The organism is Rhizobacter terrae, assembly GCF_003852895.1.
In the GTDB taxonomy this organism is placed as follows: domain Bacteria; phylum Pseudomonadota; class Gammaproteobacteria; order Burkholderiales; family Burkholderiaceae_C; genus Albitalea; species Albitalea terrae.
This window is the reverse complement of the sequence record NZ_QUSW01000002.1, coordinates 860089-874058: the sequence shown is the minus strand read 5'-3', so window position 1 is coordinate 874058 and position 13970 is coordinate 860089. Positions and strand designations below refer to the sequence as shown.

The following is a 13970-nucleotide window of genomic DNA, read 5'->3' as shown; positions in this document are numbered from 1 at the left end:
TCTGAATTATCAGATTTTCAAAACCGATGTGCACGCCTATCGTGAGGCCCTTGCCACTCACCAGGAACCCGCCCATGACGGATCCATCCTCCGCGATGGCCACGATGGCCCGCACCGCGCCCAAGCTGGCCGAGCTCACCGAGCAGGTGTTGTTCGGCGATGTGTGGTGCCGCCCCGGCTTGTCGCAGCGCGACCGAAGCCTGGCCACGGTGTCGGCGCTTGTCGCGCTGTACCGGCTGGAGCAGTTGCCCTTCCACTTGCACCGTGCGCTGGACAACGGGGTGACCCCCGACGAGTTGTCGGAGCTCGTCACCCATCTGGCGTTCTACGCCGGCTGGCCCTGCGCCGCGTCTGCGACGACGCTGCTCGCGACTGCGCTCGCTGAGCGCTGAACCAGGAGACGCTCATGCCCTTCACCCGCATCAGCCTGCATGCCGGCAAGTCGCCGGACTACGTGCACGCACTGTCTAACAGCTTGCACCAGGCCCTCGTCGAGGCCTTCGAGGTGCCGCCCGACGACCGCTTCCAGGCCATCCACCAGCACGCTCCGGGGGAGCTCGTGTTCGACACGCACTACAACGGCGGGCCGCGCAGCGCCGACTGGGTGCTGTTCGACATTCGCGCCGGCCGGCCACGCCGAACGGAAGTCAAGCGCGAGTTCTACCGCCGGCTGGTCGAACTGCTGGGGCAGTCACCCGGCCTCGCACCGGCCGACGTGATGGTGGTGATCACCACCACCGAGCGCGAAGACTGGTCCTTCGCCGACGGCCAGATGCATCTGATTCCCGGAGGCCAGTGATGCGGGCGATGCAATACGTGGTCCCGCTGCCGGCGGCGTTCGACATGGACATCATTCGCCGGCGCGTCGCCGACAAGGGGCCGTTGATGGACGACCTGCCCGGCCTGGGCTTCAAGGCCTGGCTGTATGCCGTGCACGGGGAGCATGGCGCGGAAAACCGCTACGCGCCGTTCTACCTCTGGCACGAAGACGAGGCGATGAACAGCTTCCTGCTGGGCCCCGGTTTCGCGACGCTGGCGGCAGACTTCGGGCGGCCGCCGGTGCGAAGCTGGACGACGCTGCATGCCGAATTGACGCGATCGTTGCGCGAGGCGCGTGTGGCGACTGTGGAGTCGGCGGCGGTGCCGGCCGGTACCGCGCTCGATGCGATGGCTGACGCCGAGCGTGTACGTGCGCAGCTCGAATGCGCGAAGGGTGCGCTGGTTGCCGTTGTCGCGCTGGATCCGCATGCGTGGTCGCTTGTGCGGCTGCTGCTGTGGCGTGATGTTCCGGGCGCGGCGCGTGAGCGGGAGACCTATGCCGTCGGGCATGTGTCGGTTGGCACACTCTTGACCCACCGCAAGGACCACACCCGCTTTCCAGGCTAGCCTGTCAGGCCATTCCTCTCCACGGAGTTTCGATGAGCGCACTGGTCTGGGCTGAATCCTTGCGCGTGCACCAGCCGCAGATGGACCGCACGCATGAAGAATTCGTCGAGTTGCTGGAAGGTGTGCGCCGCATCCTGCAAGAGGACGATGCCGACTCGGCGCACGCCGCCTTCGCGCGGCTTCTGGAGCACACGGTGGGGCACTTCGCCCAGGAAGACCGATGGATGCAGGCAACTGGCTTCTCGCCTGACAACTGCCACAGCCGTCAGCACGCCATGGTGCTGCAGGCCATGCGGGACGTCCTTGGCCTCGCGCGTGAGGGGCAGATCGAGCCGCTTCGGGTGATCGTTCGCGAGCTGGCGCAGTGGTTTCCCGTGCACGCGCAGATGATGGACGCGGGCCTGGCCTCGCACATGGCCGAGGTGGGGTTCGAGCCGGCGACGGGCACGGTGTCAGGCACGCTGCCTGCGACCGTGCTGACGCACTGCGGTAGCGCCGGCTGCCGATGACAAGGCGAGAGCCTCAGGCCGGTTGATCCCGCCGATCAGACGTACGGCGTCCCAGCCAGGGCAGTCTTCAACCCTGCCATTCCCTTGTCGACCACCGCAAGAAAGACGGCCTCCGCCTTCTTCTTCTGCCGACCCTGCCGAAATGCCCGATGCGCTTCGATGAACGCCACCGTCCAGGTGGCCAGCAGCAGGTCGCCGGCGAAATGGGCGTCGGCATCGGTTGGGTCCCGTCCGACGCATTCGGCCAGCGCCACGGTCGCGACACCCGCCAGTTCATCGCGGATGGCCCGGGCCCTGGCCTTCAGGGTTTCGCTGGCCTCGATGGCCGCGACGAAGCCCTGGCTCCTCGCAGAAAAATCGACGGCCGGGCTCTTCTCGGCCACCAGCCGGTGAGCGAGCAGGCGCAAGGTCTCGATGGGCGTCACGTGTGGATCGCGCTGCCGCAGGGCCTCGCGCAGGAGCTCGCGGGCCTCCTCGTCGCGGTCGAAGAACATGTCTTCCTTGCGGACGAAGTGGTTGAACACCGTCATCCGCCCCACGTCTGCCGCCGCGGCAATCTCGTCCACCGTCACGTGGTCGAAGCCCCGCTCGATGAACAGGCGCGTGGCGGCGTTGGAGATGGCCAGCCGCGTGGCAAGGCGCTTGCGGGTCCGCAGGTCAGACGACGTTGACATGGTTTCATTGTACTGAGTACACTAACTATACTGAGTACATATTTATATCCAGTCATGCGAGAGATTCCATGGCTGTGATTCCCGCCACCTGGGCCTCGCCATGAACAAGCCTCTGATCGTCATCTTTGCCGCCATCGGTCTGGACGCCGTCGGGATCGACCTGATCTTTCCCATCCTGCCGCGACTTCTCGAAGACGTGACGCACGCTGGCGATGTCGCGCCCTTCATCGGTGGCATGACCGCGCTGTATGCAGTGATGCAGTTCGTCTTCGCGCCTGTCCTCGGCGCACTGAGCGATCGCCTGGGCCGGCGCCCGGTGCTGCTGGTTTCGCTCGCAGGCGCAGCCATCAACTACGTGGTGATGGCGTTCGCGCCGCAGCTGTGGATGCTCTTCGTCGGCCGCGCCATTGCTGGGCTGACCAGCGCGAACATGTCGGTGGCGACCGCCTACCTCACCGACATCACGCCGCAGGACCAGCGCGCCCGGCGCTTCGGCCTGTTCAATGCGATGTTCGGCATCGGCTTCATCGTCGGCCCGGTGCTCGGCGGCGTGCTGGGAGACCACTGGGTGAGGTTGCCGTTCATCGCCGCTGCCATGCTCAACGCAGCCAATCTGCTGCTCGCCTGGTTCGTGCTGCCGGAGTCGCGCACGCCGAGCCCCGAGAAGATCGACCTTGCATCACTCAACCCGCTGCGCCCGTTGCGCTGGGTGTTCTCGATGAAGGCACTGGTGCCCATCACCATCGTCTTCTTCATCATGAGTGCCAGCGGCGAGGCGTATGGCACCTGCTGGGCGCTCTGGGGGCATGACGTGTTCCAGTGGAACGGGCTGTGGATCGGCCTGTCGCTCGGCGCCTTCGGCGTGTGCCAGTCGCTGTCGCAGGCCTTCCTGCCGGGCCCCGCCGTCCGGCTGCTGGGAGAGCGCGGCGCCATCCTGACCGGCCTGGCCGGTGCCAGCATCGGGCTCGTGGTGATGACCTTGGCCGACCAAGGCTGGATGGTGTTTGCCGCGATGCCGGTCTTCGCGCTCGCGGGCATTGGCGTCCCCGCATTGCAGTCGCTGGCCACGCGGCTCGTCGACGAGAGTCGGCAGGGGCAGCTCCAGGGCGTGCTGGCGTCGGTGGTGAGCCTCGCCTCGATCGCTGGCCCCTTGGTGTTCTCGTCCCTCTACAGTGCCGTTCGTGCGCAGTGGCCGGGGCTCATCTGGCTCTCGGTGATGGCCTGCCATGTGATCGCGGCACCGCTGGTCCTGGGCCTTCGGTTTCGCGACCGCGCTAGTAGACGTCAATCGTCGTCACGCTCAGTGCCGGCAGCGCCACGCTGAAGCTGGACCCCGACACCGCCTGGGTGCCCGCAGCCACCGGCTTCACCGGGTTCTGGCCTGATGCAGACGATGCAGTGACGCGCCACAGATGCGCCGTGCCCGAGACCGGCAGCCCGGTGAAGGCCACCTGCTGCGCCGAGGTGGACCGGTTGATCGCGACGAACACCGTGCGGCCAGCGTGCGTGCTGTCGGTGCTGGCGTAGGCCGCGACCTTCTGCACGTTGCTGGAGGTGGCTTGCACGGCGGTGTCGCCGAAGGTCGCGCTTGCGCCGTCGAAGCCACGGAATGCGCGGAACGCGGCGTAGCAGTAGGTCTCGTTGTTGTTGAGCGGCCAGTAGTTGGCGGCGTACAGGCCCTGCGCACCGAAGATGCCGAGGTTGTCGGCTTGGGCCAACGTGCCGGCGATGTGCTGGCAGCCGCCGTTGTTGTATTCGCTGATGCTCAGCTTCATGCCCGGATTCGAGGCGGCGATCTTGGCTTGCAGCCTCGGCAGCAGCTTGATCGGGCTGCCCAGCACGTCGCGGATCCACGATGTTTCGGAGTAGCTCGCGTCCCACAGGCTGCGCGGGCTCTGCGCGATGGCCTGCACTTGCGCGTCGTTCAGCGTGGGACCGTTCAGGCCGGTGACGCGGTTGTTCGACGGATCCCTGGCCTCCGAATACCAGTGGAAGTCGTACACATCGACCAGCGGCCGGCCGTAGCTCGCGCTGGCGGTCTTGAGTGCGGCCAGGTACTTGTCGGTGAACCAGTTGGTGCCGGTGGGCGTGGCGCTCAGTTCGTTCTGCCACGAGTACACGCCGCCGAAGCCATAGTGGGCGGGGCCGAAGATGGTCATGCCGGGGAACTGGTCCTTCAGCGCACGGGCCAGCGAGAGGGTCTTGGCGATGTAGGCATCCGACGAGGTGGGGCTGCTGCCTTGCACTTCGAGGTGCGTGCTGTTCCAGAGTTCGGGCTCGTTGTCGAGCTGGATGAAGGTGGGCGTTGCGGCGTTGGTGCTGAAGATGCCCTGGCCGGCGAACTTCTGGTCGAGCGCCCAGACGAACTCGTCCATGTAGACGGCGTTGTCCGATGTCGATGGCGTGGTCGTGAAGGCCGCGGCGGACTGCGTGCTCTTCTTGAAGACCACGGGCTTGAAGCGCGTGCTGTCGGGCGGGTTGGCGGTGCTGACCGGGCCGTTCTCGTCCGCGGCCACCCAACCTTGCATCTGCACGGTGACCAGGCTCGCAGCACCGATCGCGCGATCGGCAGCGATCAGTCCTCGGACGGCCTCGCCGGGTGTGGTGCTGCTGCTCAGGTAGGCATCGTTCTGGTAGTAGTAGTCGCTGCCCGCGTTGGACGCATTGGTCTCCCAGTTGTAGGCGGTCCACCGGTTGCCGCCGGCGCGGTCGAAGGTGGGCAGCGGCGGCGCGTTCGTGATGCCGTTGTAGAAGTTCAGGCCGTAGATGTAGGGCGAGATCGGGCGGGTGCTGCTGGGCGCGAGGGTGATGGTGACGTCCGCTGCTGGAGGCGGCGCGGGTGCAGGCGCAGGCGCGGGTGCGGGTGCGGGTGCGGGTGCGGGTGCGGGTGCGGGTGCGGGTGCGGGTGCGGGAGCAGGAGCAGGAGCAGGAGCAGGAGCAGGAGCAGGAGCAGGAGCAGGAGCAGGAGCAGGAGCGTCGGTCGAGCCGCCGCCGCATGCGGTGAGGACGGCGGCGAACAGCGCACCGACGGCGGGTGTCACGCGAGGGTGGGTCGGGGTGGGCATGTTGTAGATGCTTACCTGAATCAGCGCCAGAGATGACGCATGCATCGGCACGCAATATCCATTCCCCTGTGCCCCACCGACAATTCTTGTTCATCCAGAATCCGCGGCATCCCAGGCCCTTCGGACTCCAACGATGAAATTCATCTCCCTGCGCGTGCGCAATGCGATCGTCATGCACGGCTACACGGCCGACAACAAGGAGATCGTCGAGGAGTTCAGCGATGAGCCCTTCATGGACAAGCTCATCGCCATCGACCGCATCCAGTCGGTGTCCGGGAAATACGTGCTCGTGACCTCGTCGCACGGACGGGTCATGTACTGGGAGTACGAGGGCGAGATGTCGGCCATCCAGCAGCGCCTGGCCGCGGCCGGGCTGGTGGTGGCCTGACGGCCTTACTTGCCCACGGTCTCGGCGATCTCGATCTTCACGCCGCGCATGCCTACCTTCTCACGCCCATATCCAATCAATTGCCGATGTTCGCGAGTTTCTTCCTAAACAGTCTTGCATCAAGTCTTTTCCGGCGCCTGTGGATCCGGTGTTTCAGGCGGAGTTGGAGGCAGGACTGCCGGGGCGGCATTTGGTTTGGAAGACTGGTCTAGGCGGTTTTTGTGTTCAATAACTGCAAGTACTGCCTCTCCCATTCGAGCTGAACCGGCCAATAGGTCAAGCTCGTGTTCCAGCGACGCTTTGTCCTCACAAGCCACTTCTTGACCATCAGTGATAAGCCAGCATGGATAGCCATTTGGATGTTGCCTCCAACGGGCTACTTCGCGACCGCGAAATTCTGTGGAAGTTCGATGCCCAACAACGATTGCCTTGTAACGCCGAGTCTCCTTAGGTAGGAATGCGCTAGCCACTAGACGGGTCATTCCGAGAATATCTTTTGGCTCGATAACTTCTTCCAAATTCTTTATCGAAATATCGGCTACACCACTGGTTGCGACAGCCAGTTGCTTGTTCATCTCGGAGAAGATGTCCTGGATTTCGATGCGAGCTCTTTCGACAGCCTTGGCCGCTTCGACGCCATTCATGAATGATTTCGCAAAATCAGGCATTCAAAGTCTCCTTGCGGCTCGGCCGATGATAGGTAGATGGTCAAAAACATTCTTTCTCGCTTCTACCAACTTTGTGTATTGCGGCAAATTCACTACCCGAGTGCCATGCTCGTCAAGTCGCCAACCGCCGGCTCCGCAGAGGAACGCCGCAGAAAACATCATGTGGTCAAAAGTTCTCCAGCGGGTCACGTCACCAGCAAGATGAAAGTACGTCCCGCGGTCGGAGACCCTATGGGATGAGTCTATATGCTCAAACGATGAGAGATGGCGCCAAAACGGGTTGTACAAGAGGCCCGACTTAGACATTGCGAGGTCACGGTCCCGAGTTGCGCGAAGTGTCTCCGCAATGCAACTGTCGAACGGTTCGTCGTTGTAGTCACCCAGAAGAACTATGAGAGCCTCGGAGTCTTCTTCTAAGAGAACATCGACTTTGTCTCTTAGCCGTGTGGCAAGCGCGTATCTTCCTGGTGCATTGCTACTTAATTGCAAGCGACTTGGCCAGTGAGAGGCGAGGAGATGAACTGGCTTTGTTTCATGCTCCACAGTGAGCGTGAAGTGTTGACCGATCCGTGCAGTACGACCTCCAGTAACTTGAACCAAGTCTGACGTGCTCTCGACACGGACCATATCAGCGCGGTACACAGCACAGGTATCAAAGCGGCCGCGGCCAGCCTTGCTTGTTGAGTCACAAAAGACGCAGCCTTGCAGAAGACCACTGCATAGCCCTTCCAGTGCGATGACGTCTTCGGAGGCTACCTCGCCAAGCACCACGAACTGGGCGCCCATTTGAACAAGTGATGTAAGCATGAGGGCTGCGGCTTCAAGCTCCTCCGCCTTTGCGCGGCCACGGTCCACGTTTGGCGACAGAGCTGTGTTCCACCAAGCAACGCCCAGTTGCAGCAATGAAGGTGTGCCAGTCGAAGCTGCCAAGGTCATAGGATTGCGCCGAAGTTTCAATGTCAGCTTGAAATCTGGTTAATTTTGCACTGTGGATGCCATTTGCACCGCCGGTACTCACCGACTGTGCTTCCATCCCTGCTCGTTGACGGCTATCCAATGGCGGTACTGCTTATCCACCGCTTGGCAGTCGCCGGGCTGCTGGTGGCCTGACGGCCTTACTTGCCCACGGTCTCGGCGATCTCGATCTTCACGCCGCGGGCTCCCACCACCACCGGGTTGGACAGCCCCTGCAGGTCGCCGCTTTGCGGCAGCGCGTTGCCGCTCTTGGAGATGCGTGCGCCGACGATCACCTGCGGCACGCCCGAGAGCTTGGCCGCGGGCGACATCGCCATGCTGTCGTCCAGCTTGAACTCGAAGGGCAGGTCCTTCACCTGCTTGCGGATGATGGCCAGCGGCATGCGCGGACCTTCGACCGCACGCGCGAAGATGAACACCGTGTCGTCGGGCGAGGCCTGTGCCTTGAGCTTGTCCGACAGCGTCACGGTGCCGGTGATCTGGGCGCCGTCGGCGGAAGCCTGCGCGGTCTTGGGCGCATCGGGCGCTGCGGGTGCCGAGCCGCCCGCCATCTGCTGCTTCGCCTCCGCGATGCTGTCGCGGATCTGCTGGGCCATGGGGCTGTCGGGCGGTTCCACCTGCGACAGCGTCTCCCAGTAGGCGACGGCCTGCCTGTAGTCCTTGCGGCCGTAGGCGGCGGTGCCGGCCAGCGCCAGCGCCTTCGGATGGCGCGGGTTGGCCTTCAGCGCGCGTTCGATGAGCGAGCGCGGCTCGCCTTCCAGCTCGCGGTTGTTGGCCAGCGCCAGCGACACGGCGTAGTCGGACAGCAGCGTCGGGTCGTTCGGGTTGAGCTTCTCGGCCTGCTTGAACGCATCGAGCGCCTGCTGCTGGCGGCCCAACGCCGCGTAGGTGCGCGCAAGCATCTGCCAGGCCTCGGCGTCGTCGGGCTTGTCCTTCAGCCGCGCCTGGATCTTGTTCACGAAGGCATCGATCTTCGCCATCGCCTCGGCGCGCGAGGCGGCGCTCATCGGCGGCTGCGCCTGCGCGTTGCCTTCACCGTCCTGCGACGAGGATTGCGGGCCCAGCGCCAGCCGATCCGGCGCTCCCAGCTTGGCATAGCCACCTGCGGCCAGCACGACGACGAACGCTGCAATCACGCCGGCCAGGCCCATCGAGCGCACCGGCGCTTGGGCAGCATCGGCGGCCTTGGCCTTCCACCACAGCGGCCTCGTCAGCAAGGCCACCGCCACGAGGCTCAACAGCCCCGCGGCCAGAATGAAACCGGTCATGCCCGTACCTCTTGTTGTTCTTCCGCGGCCTCGGGTTCATCCGGCTCGAAGCGGTCATCGCCCATGCGCGCCCGGCGGCGCAGGATCAGGATCAGCCCGGCCACGCCGGCCACCAGCAGCACCCCCGGCCCGAACCACAGGAACCAGGTCGTGGCCTTCACCGGCGGGCGGTACAGCACGAAGTCGCCGTAGCGGTCGGTCATGTAGCTGAGCACCTGCTGGTCGGTGCTGCCCTTCTTGAGCAGCTCGCGGATCTGCTGGCGCAGGTCCACCGCCAGGTCGGCATGCGAATCGGCGATGGTCTGGTTCTGGCACACGAGGCAGCGCAGCTCGGTGGCGATGGCCATCACGTGCTTTTCCAGCGCGGGGTCGTCGGCGACCAGAGGCGCGTCCTTGGCCAAGGCGGTGAACGCCAGCACGGCCGCTGCGAGGGCGATCAGCAGCTTATGCATTGAGTTCTTTCAGCAAGGGCTGGATGCGCTTGGCGATCACCTCGGGCGTCAGCGGCCCGATGTGCTTCATGCGGATCACGCCCTTCTTGTCGATGATGAAGGTCTCGGGCACGCCGTACACGCCGAAGTCGATGCCCACGCGGCCGTTCTGGTCGAAGATGGACAGGTCGTAGGGGTTGCCGAACTGCTGCAGCCAGCCCATGCCGTCGGGCCGCTGGTCCTTGTAGTTCAGGCCGATGATGGGCAGCGCCTTGGACTTGGAGAACTCCACCAGCAGGGGATGCTCTTCGCGGCAGGCCACGCACCACGAGGCCCAGACGTTGAGCATCCACACCTTGCCCAGCATGTCGTCGCGCTTGACGGTGGTGCCGGCGTCATCGAGCCGCGTCAGCGCGAACTGCGGTGCGGGCTTGTTGATGAGCGGCGAGGGCACTTCCTTCGGATCCAGGCTCAGGCCGCGGAAGAGGAAGAACACGAGCAGGCCGAACAGGCCCAGCGGAATGATGAATCGCAGGCTCTTCATGCCTGGGCTCCCGAAGCGGCGGCGAGGCCGCTTTCCTGTTTTTGCTTGACGCGGTAGCGGCGGTCGCTGGCGGCCAGCACACCGCCCACGGCCATGAGAAAGCAGCCGCCCCAGATCCAGTCGACGAAGGGCTTCACGTACACGCGCACGATCCAGGCGCGCCCGTTGTCCACCGGTTCGCCCAGCGACACGTACAGGTCGCGGGTGACGCCGGAGTTGATGGCGGCTTCGGTCATGGGGTTGCGCTGCACGCGGTAGATTCGCTTTTCAGGCGTGAGCTCGACCACGGGCTTGCCGTCGCGCGTCACCTCGACCAGCGCCTGCACGGCGTCGTAGTTCGGACCCTGCAACTGGCGCAGGCCGCGGAAGCTGAAGACGTAGCCGAGGATTTCCGTGGTGTCGCCCGCGGCCATCTTCACGTCGCGCTCGACCTGGTAGGTGTTGACCATGCTCACGCCGAAGGCGAAGGCGGCCACGCCCAGGTGCGCCACGAACATGCCCGCCATGGCGCGCGGAATCAACGCAAAGCGGCCGAGAATGCCACCGCGCACGCCGCCCGAGGGCTTCACGCGGTCCCACACGTCGGTGGCCACGGCGAAGACGATCCAGAAGGCCATCAGGAAGCCCATGGTCGCACCCAGCGAGACGTGGCCCATCAGCCAGCCGGTGAAGAGCGCGGCGACGACGGTGAGCACCGCGGCCCAGCGCAGGCGCCTGGCGAGCTCGGGCAGCTCAGCCTGCTTCCATCGCGCCAGCGGTCCGATGCCCACGAGGAACACCACCGGCACCATGAGCGGCACGAACACCGTGTCGAAGTAGGGCGGGCCCACCGAGATCTTGCCCATGCCCAATGCGTCCAGCGCGAGCGGGTAGAGCGTGCCCAGCAGCACTGAGAGCATGGCCACCACGAAGAGCACGTTGTTGATGAGCAGCATGGTCTCGCGCGACACGAGGCCGAAGCGCGCGCCCAGGCCCACGCTCGGCGCACGCCAGGCATAGAGCATCAGCGAGCCGCCGATGACGATGACCAGGAACGCGAGGATGAACAGGCCGCGGCGCGGATCGGTGGCGAAGGCATGCACCGACGACAGCACGCCCGAGCGGACGAGGAAGGTGCCCAGCAGCGACAGCGAGAAGGCCATGATGGCCAGCAGCACCGTCCATGACTTGAAGGCGCCGCGCTTCTCCGTCACGGCCAGCGAGTGGATGAGGGCCGTGCCCGCGAGCCACGGCATGAAGGAGGCGTTCTCCACCGGATCCCAGAACCACCAGCCGCCCCAGCCGAGCACGTAGTAGGCCCACATCGAGCCCAGCATGATGCCGATGGTGAGGAAGCACCAGGCGGCTGTGGTCCACGGACGCGTCCAGCGCGCCCAGGTGGCGTCGAGGTTGCCGCCCAGCAGCGCGGCCACGGCGAAGGCGAAGGCGACCGAGAAGCCCACGTAGCCCATGTAGAGCATGGGCGGGTGCACCACCATGCCCGGGTCCTGCAGCAGCGGGTTGAGGTCGTTGCCGTCCATGGGCACGTCGGCCAGCCGCTCGAAGGGGTTGGAGGTGGTGAGCATGAACAGCAGGAAGCCCGCGCCGATCAGGCCCATCACGCCCAGGATGCGCGCCACCACCGCGGCGGGCAGGTGCTTGCTGAACTGGCTCACGGCCAGCATCCACACGCACAGCATCATCAGCCACAGCAGCAGCGAGCCTTCGTGCCCGCCCCACACGCCGGAGATGCGGTATTGCAGCGGCAGGTGGCTGTTGGAATTGGTGGCGACGTACAGCACCGAGAAGTCGTTGCGCACGAAGCTGGCCGCGAGGCACACGAAGGAGAAGCCGACCAGCAGGAAGAGCGTCTGTGCCGCGGGCCGGGCAAGGGAGGTCCACGCCGGGCGGTTCTGCGCTGCGCCGATGATGGGCAGGGTGCCCAGCACCAGCGCCACGCCCAGCGCCAGCAGCAGCGCGAGATGTCCAAGCTCGGGAATCATTTGCCGGACCCCTTCACCACGGATTCGGAAATCTTCTTGTTCATGTCGCCGGCCCGCTTGAGCGCTTCGCCGGCCTCGGGCGGCATGTAGTTCTCGTCGTGCTTGGCGAGCACCTCGCGCGCCACGAACACGCCGTCGTCGCCGATCTGGCCCTGGGCCACCACGCCCTTGCCCTCCTTGAAGAGGTCCGGAAGGATGCCCTGGTAGCGCACGGGAATGGTCTTGATGGTGTCGGTGACCTGGAAGTTCACGACGACGCCGTCGCGCTTGAGGCTGCCTGACTGCACCAGCCCGCCCAGGCGGAAGGTGCGGCCCACGGGTGCTTCCTTGGACGCCACCTGCGATGGCGAGTAGAAGAACACCAGGTTGCTCTGGAAGGCGTTGAGCACGAGGGCGGCGCCCACGCCCACCGCCGCGAGGATGCCGGCCACGATGGCCAGGCGTTTCTGACGAGGTTTCATGAAGAAAGGTCCTGTTCCGATGCTTCGACGGCTTGCGCCATCGCGCGTTCCCTGCGGCGTGCGACCAGCCAGGGTTCGGCCAGCATCAGGAGGGCGGTGACGGCGTACGAGCCCCACACGTACAGGCCGTAGCCGCCCATGTCGAAGAATTCCGCGGCGCTGTGCCAGTTCATGCTGCGTTCTCCTTGGCCAGCTGTTGCACCCAGTCGGCATGCGATTCGCGTTCGAGCACGATGGCCCGTGCCCGCATGAACACCACCGCGAAGGCGTAGGCCCAGAAGGCGAAGGTCATGATGAGCATGGCGCTCAGCATGGTGCTGGCCATCTTGGGCGCGGCCGTCATGCTGATGGTGGCGCCCTGGTGCAGGGTATTCCACCACTTCACCGAGAAATAGATGATGGGAATGTTCACCGCGCCGACCACCGCCAGCAGCGCGCCGGCCTTGTCAGAGCGGCGCACGTCGTCGATGGCTTCGGTGAGCGCGATGTAGCCCACGTAGAGGAAGAGCAGGATCAGCTCGCTGGTGAGTCGCGCGTCCCACACCCACCAGGTGCCCCAGGCCGGCTTGCCCCAGAAGGCGCCGGTCCACAGCGCAATGAAGGTGAAGAGGGCGCCCGTGGGTGCCAGGGCGCGCGACAGCATGGAGGCCATGCGGGCATTGAACGCCCACCCGATGGCCGCCCAGAAGGCCATGGCCATGTAGATCACCATCGACATCCAGGCCGAGGGCACGTGGATGAAGATGATGCGGTAGGAGTCGCCCTGCGTCGCATCGGTGGGCGCGACGAAGAAGCCCATGTACAGGCCAAAGAGGCTGAGCGCGATGGCCGCGGCCCACAGCCAGGGAATCAGCTTGCCCGTGAGGCTGTAAAAGCGCGAGGGCGCCGCGAAGGTGGTCCAGCGCAGCGGCGGGGTGCTGGCGGGCGAAGTGGCTGCGGTCATGGTGTCATTCGACGGAGATGCGCAAGGCGGCGGCCGTGGCGGGCGGCGCGGTCAGCGCGGTGAAGATCAGCAAGGCGCCAAGTATCGAATAGTGGCCGGCCGGCGACTGCCCGCCTTCCACCGCGCCCACGGCGCCGGTGCCGAAGATGAGCACCGGAATCGACAGCGGGAGCACCAGCAGGATGATGAGCACGCCCGCACTGCGCAGGCCCAGCGTCAGCGCCGCGCCCACCGAGCCCAGCAGGCTCAGCGTGGGTGTGCCAAGAAGGAGCGACAGTGTCATCGTGACGATGGAGTCGCGGTGCATGTCGAACAGCAGGCCGAACAGCGGCGCGGCGATGACCAGGGGCAGGCCGGTGAGCGCCCAGTGCGCCGCCGACTTGGCAGCGGCCACCACCACCGCGCTCTGGCCGGTGAGCAGCAGCTGTTCCAGGGTGCCGTCGGCATGGTCCTGGGCGTAGAGGGTGTTCAACGACATCATGGCCGCCAGCAGCGCGCACACCCACACCACGCCGGGTGCGATGAGGCGCAGGGTGTCGTGTTCCGGGCCCACGCCCAGCGGGAAGAGGCTGATGGCCACCGTGAAGAACACCACCGGCAGCAGTGCCTCGATGCGCCGGCGCATGGCCAGGCGCAGGTCGCGCAGGAAGAGGGCGAGGAAGAGTGATCGCATGCG

Annotated in this window: 18 protein-coding genes; 6 read left to right on the top strand and 12 right to left on the bottom strand. The window is 65.3% G+C overall.

The features are described 5' to 3' along the window. Positions 1–74 precede the first annotated feature (74 nt). The 4 genes from DZC73_RS11155 to DZC73_RS11140 are packed head-to-tail and all read left to right on the top strand — an operon-like array spanning position 75 to position 1895. Positions 75–392 carry a carboxymuconolactone decarboxylase family protein gene (locus DZC73_RS11155; protein ID WP_124540281.1) on the top strand — a complete coding sequence of 106 codons (318 nt, stop codon included), beginning with the start codon at positions 75–77 and terminating at the stop codon, positions 390–392. A gap of 14 nt (positions 393–406) precedes the next feature. Continuing rightward, entirely contained in the window at positions 407–799 is a 393-nt protein-coding gene (locus tag DZC73_RS11150) for a tautomerase family protein (protein WP_124540280.1), read from the top strand. Further along, entirely contained in the window at positions 799–1386 is a 588-nt protein-coding gene (locus DZC73_RS11145) for a DUF4865 family protein (protein WP_124540279.1), read from the top strand. Before DZC73_RS11150 ends, DZC73_RS11145 begins: the two co-directional genes overlap by 1 nt. Positions 1387–1418: 32 nt before the next feature. After that, on the top strand, positions 1419–1895 hold the full coding sequence (locus DZC73_RS11140; RefSeq protein ID WP_124540278.1) for a bacteriohemerythrin: 477 nt from the start codon (positions 1419–1421) through the stop codon (positions 1893–1895). Between the two features lie 35 nt (positions 1896–1930). Here DZC73_RS11140 and DZC73_RS11135 read toward each other — a convergent pair whose 3' ends face one another. After that, positions 1931–2569 (bottom strand): TetR/AcrR family transcriptional regulator, encoded by a 639-nt coding sequence (locus DZC73_RS11135; protein ID WP_124540277.1) that lies wholly within the window; start codon positions 2567–2569, stop codon positions 1931–1933. Positions 2570–2669: 100 nt separating this feature from the next. Here DZC73_RS11135 and DZC73_RS11130 point away from each other — a divergent pair, with 100 nt between their 5' ends. After that, complete coding sequence (locus DZC73_RS11130) at positions 2670–3893, top strand: TCR/Tet family MFS transporter (protein ID WP_124540276.1); 1224 nt, start codon at positions 2670–2672, stop codon at positions 3891–3893. Here DZC73_RS11130 and DZC73_RS11125 read toward each other — a convergent pair. Continuing rightward, positions 3844–5634, bottom strand: coding sequence for a glycoside hydrolase family 44 protein (locus DZC73_RS11125; protein ID WP_124540275.1), 1791 nt, complete (start codon positions 5632–5634; stop codon positions 3844–3846). The two genes, DZC73_RS11130 and DZC73_RS11125, sit on opposite strands and share 50 nt — an antisense overlap. A gap of 133 nt (positions 5635–5767) precedes the next feature. Between DZC73_RS11125 and DZC73_RS11120 the strand changes: the two genes are divergently transcribed. Further along, entirely contained in the window at positions 5768–6022 is a 255-nt protein-coding gene (locus DZC73_RS11120) for a hypothetical protein (protein WP_124540274.1), read from the top strand. 119 nt (positions 6023–6141) lie between these two features. On the opposite strand, the gene DZC73_RS11115 is transcribed toward DZC73_RS11120, so the two are convergent. The 10 genes from DZC73_RS11115 to ccmB all read right to left on the bottom strand — a co-directional run bounded on the left by DZC73_RS11115 (position 6142) and on the right by ccmB (position 13967). Further along, positions 6142–6690 carry a hypothetical protein gene (locus DZC73_RS11115; protein WP_124540273.1) on the bottom strand — a complete coding sequence of 183 codons (549 nt, stop codon included), beginning with the start codon at positions 6688–6690 and terminating at the stop codon, positions 6142–6144. Then, complete coding sequence (locus tag DZC73_RS11110; RefSeq protein WP_124540272.1) at positions 6691–7626, bottom strand: endonuclease/exonuclease/phosphatase family protein; 936 nt, start codon at positions 7624–7626, stop codon at positions 6691–6693. It abuts the gene before it with no gap. 179 nt (positions 7627–7805) lie between these two features. Beyond that, positions 7806–8933: a tetratricopeptide repeat protein gene (locus DZC73_RS11105; protein ID WP_124540271.1), complete on the bottom strand. Its 1128-nt coding sequence runs from the start codon at positions 8931–8933 to the stop codon at positions 7806–7808. Further along, the gene (locus DZC73_RS11100) at positions 8930–9385 is read right to left on the bottom strand and encodes a cytochrome c-type biogenesis protein (RefSeq protein WP_124540270.1); all 456 of its coding nucleotides are present in this window, start codon (positions 9383–9385) and stop codon (positions 8930–8932) included. Before DZC73_RS11100 ends, DZC73_RS11105 begins: the two co-directional genes overlap by 4 nt. Continuing rightward, entirely contained in the window at positions 9378–9908 is a 531-nt protein-coding gene (locus DZC73_RS11095) for a DsbE family thiol:disulfide interchange protein (RefSeq protein WP_124540269.1), read from the bottom strand. The genes DZC73_RS11100 and DZC73_RS11095 overlap by 8 nt, the downstream gene beginning before the upstream one ends. After that, positions 9905–11890 (bottom strand): heme lyase CcmF/NrfE family subunit, encoded by a 1986-nt coding sequence (locus DZC73_RS11090; RefSeq protein WP_124540268.1) that lies wholly within the window; start codon positions 11888–11890, stop codon positions 9905–9907. Before DZC73_RS11090 ends, DZC73_RS11095 begins: the two co-directional genes overlap by 4 nt. Next, the gene (ccmE, locus tag DZC73_RS11085; protein ID WP_124540267.1) at positions 11887–12351 is read right to left on the bottom strand and encodes a cytochrome c maturation protein CcmE; all 465 of its coding nucleotides are present in this window, start codon (positions 12349–12351) and stop codon (positions 11887–11889) included. Before ccmE ends, DZC73_RS11090 begins: the two co-directional genes overlap by 4 nt. Then, a complete protein-coding gene (gene ccmD, locus DZC73_RS11080; protein ID WP_124540266.1) occupies positions 12348–12524 on the bottom strand; it encodes a heme exporter protein CcmD in 177 nt (58 codons plus the stop codon). Before ccmD ends, ccmE begins: the two co-directional genes overlap by 4 nt. Next, positions 12521–13294 carry a heme ABC transporter permease CcmC gene (gene ccmC / locus DZC73_RS11075; protein WP_124540265.1) on the bottom strand — a complete coding sequence of 258 codons (774 nt, stop codon included), beginning with the start codon at positions 13292–13294 and terminating at the stop codon, positions 12521–12523. Before ccmC ends, ccmD begins: the two co-directional genes overlap by 4 nt. 4 nt (positions 13295–13298) lie before the next feature. Next, positions 13299–13967, bottom strand: a complete 669-nt coding sequence (gene ccmB, locus DZC73_RS11070; protein WP_124540264.1) for a heme exporter protein CcmB — start codon at positions 13965–13967, stop codon at positions 13299–13301. Positions 13968–13970: the final 3 nt, after the last annotated feature.

Excerpts from the sequence above, each read along its gene's own strand:
- DZC73_RS11155 (WP_124540281.1), top strand. The coding sequence starts at position 75 with ATGACGGATCCATCCTCCGCGATGGCCACGATGGCCCGCACCGCGCCC.
- DZC73_RS11150 (WP_124540280.1), top strand. The coding sequence starts at position 407 with ATGCCCTTCACCCGCATCAGCCTGCATGCCGGCAAGTCGCCGGACTAC.
- DZC73_RS11145 (WP_124540279.1), top strand. The coding sequence starts at position 799 with ATGCGGGCGATGCAATACGTGGTCCCGCTGCCGGCGGCGTTCGACATG.
- DZC73_RS11140 (WP_124540278.1), top strand. The coding sequence starts at position 1,419 with ATGAGCGCACTGGTCTGGGCTGAATCCTTGCGCGTGCACCAGCCGCAG.
- DZC73_RS11135 (WP_124540277.1), bottom strand. The coding sequence starts at position 2,569 with ATGTCAACGTCGTCTGACCTGCGGACCCGCAAGCGCCTTGCCACGCGG.
- DZC73_RS11130 (WP_124540276.1), top strand. The coding sequence starts at position 2,670 with ATGAACAAGCCTCTGATCGTCATCTTTGCCGCCATCGGTCTGGACGCC.
- DZC73_RS11125 (WP_124540275.1), bottom strand. The coding sequence starts at position 5,634 with ATGCCCACCCCGACCCACCCTCGCGTGACACCCGCCGTCGGTGCGCTG.
- DZC73_RS11120 (WP_124540274.1), top strand. The coding sequence starts at position 5,768 with ATGAAATTCATCTCCCTGCGCGTGCGCAATGCGATCGTCATGCACGGC.
- DZC73_RS11115 (WP_124540273.1), bottom strand. The coding sequence starts at position 6,690 with ATGCCTGATTTTGCGAAATCATTCATGAATGGCGTCGAAGCGGCCAAG.
- DZC73_RS11110 (WP_124540272.1), bottom strand. The coding sequence starts at position 7,626 with ATGACCTTGGCAGCTTCGACTGGCACACCTTCATTGCTGCAACTGGGC.
- DZC73_RS11105 (WP_124540271.1), bottom strand. The coding sequence starts at position 8,933 with ATGACCGGTTTCATTCTGGCCGCGGGGCTGTTGAGCCTCGTGGCGGTG.
- DZC73_RS11100 (WP_124540270.1), bottom strand. The coding sequence starts at position 9,385 with ATGCATAAGCTGCTGATCGCCCTCGCAGCGGCCGTGCTGGCGTTCACC.
- DZC73_RS11095 (WP_124540269.1), bottom strand. The coding sequence starts at position 9,908 with ATGAAGAGCCTGCGATTCATCATTCCGCTGGGCCTGTTCGGCCTGCTC.
- DZC73_RS11090 (WP_124540268.1), bottom strand. The coding sequence starts at position 11,890 with ATGATTCCCGAGCTTGGACATCTCGCGCTGCTGCTGGCGCTGGGCGTG.
- ccmE (WP_124540267.1), bottom strand. The coding sequence starts at position 12,351 with ATGAAACCTCGTCAGAAACGCCTGGCCATCGTGGCCGGCATCCTCGCG.
- ccmD (WP_124540266.1), bottom strand. The coding sequence starts at position 12,524 with ATGAACTGGCACAGCGCCGCGGAATTCTTCGACATGGGCGGCTACGGC.
- ccmC (WP_124540265.1), bottom strand. The coding sequence starts at position 13,294 with ATGACCGCAGCCACTTCGCCCGCCAGCACCCCGCCGCTGCGCTGGACC.
- ccmB (WP_124540264.1), bottom strand. The coding sequence starts at position 13,967 with ATGCGATCACTCTTCCTCGCCCTCTTCCTGCGCGACCTGCGCCTGGCC.